1 protein-coding gene is annotated in these 1,131 nt (G+C 68.1%); it reads left to right on the forward strand.

The features are described 5' to 3' along the window. Positions 1 to 46 precede the first annotated feature (46 nt). Positions 47 to 925: a tyrosine recombinase XerC gene (locus U1700_RS15065; RefSeq protein WP_332753489.1), complete on the forward strand. Its 879-nt coding sequence runs from the start codon at positions 47 to 49 to the stop codon at positions 923 to 925. Positions 926 to 1,131 lie beyond the last annotated feature (206 nt).

Below are 1,131 nucleotides of genomic sequence, written 5' to 3' on the forward strand. Positions count from 1 at the left end.
CGGAAGGATGGTTCAATCGGTCAGGATAATCCCCTAGACTCGCTCCATGACCGCGCTGATCGCCGATTATTACCGCCACCTTACGGTCGATCTGCGCCGCTCCGACCACACGGTTCGCGCCTATGTCGCCACGGCGGAGCGACTGTGCGGTTTCCTGTCGGACCATTGGGGGGAGGCCATCGACCCGGCCAGTCTGGCGCGGGTCACCGCCGCCGACCTGCGCGCCTTCCTTGCGGCGCGCCGGGGGGAGGGGCTCACCGCCGCCTCCACCGCGCGGGAATTGTCGGCGGTGCGAACCTTCCTCCATTGGACGGGCGTCGAGCCGCCGCCGCTGAAAGGCCCTCGCCGCAAGCGAAGCCTCCCGCGCCCCCAGTCCCCCGCCGATATCATGGCGCTGGGCGAGGACATCGCCGAGAATGCCGCCGAGCCGTGGATCGCGGCGCGCGACTGGGCGGTGCTTCTGCTGCTCTATGGCGCGGGACTGCGCATCGGCGAGGCGATGGCGCTGCCCGCCGACATCCTGCCGCTGGGTGAGACGATCCGCGTGTTGGGTAAGCGCGGCAAGACGCGGATGGTGCCGCTGCTTCCCGAACTGCGCACCGCGATCGAGGAATATGCCCGCCAGTCGCCCTACCCGCTGATCCCAAGCGAGCCGTTATTCCGGGGGGCGAAGGGCGGGCCGCTATCGCCTGCGATCATCCGCCGGGCGGTGCAGGGCGCACGCGAGCGGCTGGGGCTGGGCGGGCGGACGACGCCCCATGCGCTGCGTCACAGCTTCGCCACCCATTTGCTGGGGCGGGGGGCGGATCTGCGCCAGCTACAGGAGCTATTGGGGCACGCCAGTCTCAGCTCGACTCAAATCTACACGGCGGTCGATGCCGCGCATCTGCTCGACATTTATCGCACCGCACATCCCCGCGCCTGAGACGCTTGACGGTTCAGGCGTTGCCGCCTGATACTCCTGGGGGCGCGGAGTCTGGAGCATCTTCATGGCATTGGGCCCAACATGCCCCCATTGCGTCACCCGAGTGCCGTTCCGCCGGACGCAGTATGGCCTTGGCAAGGTCTTTGCCTGTCCAGGCTGTGGCGCTCGGCTGGTCATGTCGCGATGGCAAGGCTTTCTCATCACCT

The sequence above is a fragment of the Sphingomonas sp. RB1R13 genome, from assembly GCF_036663775.1.
In the GTDB taxonomy this organism is placed as follows: domain Bacteria; phylum Pseudomonadota; class Alphaproteobacteria; order Sphingomonadales; family Sphingomonadaceae; genus Sphingomicrobium.